Below are 3,058 nucleotides of genomic sequence, written 5' to 3'. Positions count from 1 at the left end.
GCTAGCCGAGGCATAGAGGAGGGATTCATGAACCCTGCCATCGCGATGAATGCATAGATGCGCGGCAAGGAGATCACAAGCGCGATGACTAACCGATCGTAGGCCTTAAACGTGGCGAAGACCTCTTGCATTTTGGATCACCGTGTCACTTGCGGAAACGTGTCGAAGAGCGTGATGGTAAAATCGAAGAGTTCATGTCCCATGAAGCGACCGGTTGCGGCAATAGCAAATGCCACCACAATCAGTTTGACCGCAAAAGGTATGGTCTGTTCCTGGATCTGGGTCAGAGCTTGAAGCAGGCTCACCACGAGCCCGATAAGTGAGGCGGCTACAATCGGAGGCATAGAAAGCAGCAATACAAGCATCAATGTTTCTGACAAAACATGAAGGGCGTCTGAGGGAGCCATGGGGAACCTGCTACTATGTGTACGTTCTTATCAAGCCAAGGATTAGGCGTGACCACCCATCGATCATGACAAATAAGAACAGTTTGAACGGGAGAGAAATGGTCAGGGGAGACACCATCATCATCCCCATCGCAAGCAGGATGTTAGAGATGATGAGGTCAATAGCAATAAATGGCAAATATAGGAGGAAACCGATTTCGAATGCTTCACGCAGTTGGCTGACAGTGAAGGCCGGGAGCATTACGGCGATGCTGTTCTCATCAACCTGGCTGGCAAGCTCCTTTGGCCAGAGCTCAGCCGTTGCCTTAAGGAAAAAGGTCCGCTCTCTTGTGTCAGCATGCTTGTTCAAAAATTCAAGCAGCGGGTCTTTTGCGGCATTGTATGCCTCTTTCAACCCATCGAGGTTGTCAAAGGCGTAGCTACCCTCCTGCAAGATTGTGTAGGTTTGGATGAACACCGGCGCCATTACATAACCCGTGAGGATGATAGCGAGTGCGTTCAATGCCATGTTTGGCGGGATCTGCTGTACACCGAGAGCATTTCGTACAAGCAGTAGGACCACCGAAATCTTGATAAACGATGTCGCAACGATTGCAAGGAAGGGGACAAGTGAAGCGGCAGTCAGTGTCAGTATGAGGCTGAGTGGGTCCATGGCACCATTCATCCAATTCGGTTAGGCGGGTCGAGCAGTACCCGGTTGAGCCGCACGGCCAGTCGGTCTTCGATCCGAACCAGATCTCCCTGCGCCACTGTGCGCCCGTTAACCTGCACCGCAACGAGCACATCGTTGACACTGAGATTGTCTGGCAACGTCACGACACTCCCCGGTTGCCAATCTTGCAGTTCACAAATGGGAAGACTTGTGGATCCGAGGCAAAACGCCACGGAAACTTCAAGCGATTCGGGGTTAACATTCTGCAAGTTCCCCTCATATTGTTCGTCCAATGATGTCAAGGCGCTATCCTCCGCTATCAATGAGTCCAGGGGTTCCTTCATGAGAAGGCGGTCAAAAGGAAGCACGCGCGCACAGGTCGAACCCGCGTCGCCCATGGAAAAAATATAGACAAGGTGTTTTACGAGGACCGCGAGCTGGTCTTCGGAACTCGACGCCGTAAACAACATGCAATCGCCAGGCGCAAGCCCGTGCAACTCTGCCAGAGAGAGACTTGCAGTTCCAATGATACGCTGCGCAGGCACAGTGACAAGGTGGTCGACGGCAGAATTGATCCGCCCGACAAGCGGCCCGGATTTGGACAATTCGGCACAAATCACGTCGGGTTCGGCAGCGAAAGTGAAGATGATGGGTTCCTCGGCAAGCCCACTCAGGGAGCACGAGAACCACTGGAGCCCGGGAAGTTTCGGACTCAAAAGACCTACATCCGCTCCGCCGTCTGCCACCAAACTGATCCGCGCCGAAAGATTATCCGGCAGATCGGACAACACCGCCATCACCATGCCAACACGCAACGCATCGGCGAGCTCCGATGGCATTCCCTCCAAATCGGAAATCTCCAGGGCGACACCAAAAACAGACCCAAACGGAAACGCCTCTATCCCGACAAGTGCAACTTCGCAATTGTCCAGGTACAGCTTTCGCATGCCATCCGTCTTGGTGCGGACCGGTATAGGCATGAACGACAACTCCGTGTCGCCCTCGCCAATTGGTAACAGGCGGCCGCCATACGACATCGCTGCATTCCAAAGCGCAATGTTTTTAGCACTAAGCCGAAATTGGTCGGCTGACCATGTTTCAATTATCATTGGCGCTCAGGCCCCGACGAAAACGAGAATATGGAATGCCTTTCTCCTGAACTGGCCGCCGCTACGGCTTCCCCATCATTTCCGTCGTTAGGCGTGTCTGCAGATTGAACAATCTTTATACGCCGACCCGGTAGATGGGATAGCAACAATTGGCCGAGTTGACTCGTTGCAGCAACCAGCTGTTCGCTGGCACCACCGTTGATCGAGAACTCAGGCAGACACAGCTTTATGGTCACTATGCTCTCGACGAGCGTAACCTCGATCCGGTTCAGACCGTTATCCCCGCCATCTATCGGAACGGTGATTGTCACGGGACCCGACGCAATCGCGTGAAACGGTCGAATGGCCGCATTGACGCGAAGCGTCACGTCCGCAAAGATTCGCTCAATCCGCGCTTCAAGCTCAGCTTGCTTGTTGTCATTGGGCAGATGCGGCGTCGCCGGCAAATCTACCACCGCACTGCTATCAAATAGTATCTGGACAGCGCCATATTCGGTATTGATATCGTTCTCCTCGTACTTCAGGCGAAGTTCTTTATCTGCTTTGTGAAGCAGCAGTTCGAACTGAGAGAGCTGACAGGCCAGTGGCAATTCGGTTCCTTTCCGCTTGGCCAATGCATGCTCTTGCTCGCCGGATGAACCTTTCGCATCCTTGGCTAAGGCATTTTGCTCAGAACTCAAAAAACGCAATTGCCGATGAGGAAGTGCTTCAGCCGGCATATTGCACATTCTCACCTGGTGCTCCGCGACCATCGGGATGATTTTTGTCATGCGAACAGCGGCCTCCCTTTGACAAACAATTCCTCTGCCTCGACTTCTTCCGCTTGTACGACCAGTGCCTCCCTCTCCTGAACGAGGGACTCGGACACCGTATCGAACTTTTCCCGGGAA

At 53.1% G+C, this 3,058-nt stretch carries 4 protein-coding genes; all 4 read right to left on the bottom strand.

Annotated elements, in window-relative coordinates:
• Positions 1–137 precede the first annotated feature (137 nt).
• The 4 genes from sctS to PDO_RS11990 are packed head-to-tail and all read right to left on the bottom strand — an operon-like array spanning position 138 to position 2,938.
• Entirely contained in the window at positions 138–407 is a 270-nt protein-coding gene (sctS, locus tag PDO_RS12005) for a type III secretion system export apparatus subunit SctS (protein WP_009109837.1), read from the bottom strand.
• A gap of 13 nt (positions 408–420) precedes the next feature.
• The gene (gene sctR, locus PDO_RS12000; protein WP_141649895.1) at positions 421–1,059 is read right to left on the bottom strand and encodes a type III secretion system export apparatus subunit SctR; all 639 of its coding nucleotides are present in this window, start codon (positions 1,057–1,059) and stop codon (positions 421–423) included.
• Between the two features lie 8 nt (positions 1,060–1,067).
• Entirely contained in the window at positions 1,068–2,168 is a 1,101-nt protein-coding gene (locus PDO_RS11995; protein WP_037073700.1) for a FliM/FliN family flagellar motor switch protein, read from the bottom strand.
• Complete coding sequence (locus tag PDO_RS11990; protein WP_009109831.1) at positions 2,165–2,938, bottom strand: hypothetical protein; 774 nt, start codon at positions 2,936–2,938, stop codon at positions 2,165–2,167. The genes PDO_RS11995 and PDO_RS11990 overlap by 4 nt, the downstream gene beginning before the upstream one ends.
• Between the last annotated feature and the right edge of the window lie 120 nt (positions 2,939–3,058).

The organism is Rhizobium sp. PDO1-076 (assembly GCF_000247475.1).
In the GTDB taxonomy this organism is placed as follows: Bacteria; Pseudomonadota; Alphaproteobacteria; order Rhizobiales; family Rhizobiaceae; genus Allorhizobium.
The sequence above is the reverse complement of the archived record's forward strand: the minus strand, read 5'-3'. Positions and strand labels throughout refer to the sequence as shown.

Bases quoted from the DNA above. Each gene is read 5' to 3' on its own strand.
- PDO_RS11995 (WP_037073700.1), bottom strand. From the start codon at position 2,168: ATGATAATTGAAACATGGTCAGCCGACCAATTTCGGCTTAGTGCTAAA.
- sctS (WP_009109837.1), bottom strand. From the start codon at position 407: ATGGCTCCCTCAGACGCCCTTCATGTTTTGTCAGAAACATTGATGCTT.
- sctR (WP_141649895.1), bottom strand. From the start codon at position 1,059: ATGGACCCACTCAGCCTCATACTGACACTGACTGCCGCTTCACTTGTC.
- PDO_RS11990 (WP_009109831.1), bottom strand. From the start codon at position 2,938: ATGACAAAAATCATCCCGATGGTCGCGGAGCACCAGGTGAGAATGTGC.